The organism is Seonamhaeicola marinus (assembly GCF_008085455.1).
Map to the genome: position 1 here is coordinate 551 of NZ_VSDQ01000723.1, position 572 is coordinate 1,122.

Annotated in this window: 1 protein-coding gene; it reads left to right on the top strand. The window is 35.5% G+C overall.

Translation table 11 applies throughout. From position 1 onward, the window contains the following. The coding region (gene ftsY / locus FUA24_RS20975; RefSeq protein WP_246147129.1) for a signal recognition particle-docking protein FtsY at positions 1 to 572 on the top strand (572 nt) is incomplete at both ends.

The window sequence follows — 572 nt, forward strand, 5'->3', positions numbered from 1 at the left end:
TTAATACTATTTTAAGAGAAGAAATAGCTAGTTTATTAAGTGAAACTAACATAGGTGAAGAAACTGAATTTACTATTCCAAAAGAAAAAAAACCATACGTAATTATGGTGGTTGGGGTTAATGGTGTTGGTAAAACAACAACCATTGGTAAGTTGGCACATCAATTTAAAAAGCAAGGTTTAAAAGTTGTTTTAGGTGCAGCCGATACGTTTAGGGCAGCAGCAATAGATCAGTTACAAGTTTGGGCAGATAGAGTAGATGTACCAATTGTAAAACAAAATATGGGTAGTGATCCTGCCTCGGTTGCTTTTGATACGTTACAAAGCGCAGTTACACAAGATGCTGATGTGGTTATTGTTGATACCGCAGGCAGACTGCATAATAAGGTTAATTTAATGAATGAATTAACTAAAGTAAAACGCGTTATGCAAAAAGTGGTTGAAGATACACCAAACGATGTACTTTTGGTTTTAGATGGTTCTACAGGGCAAAATGCTTTTGAGCAAGCTAAACAATTTACAGCAGCTACAGAGGTAACATCATTAGCAGTTACAAAATTAGATGGTACCGCT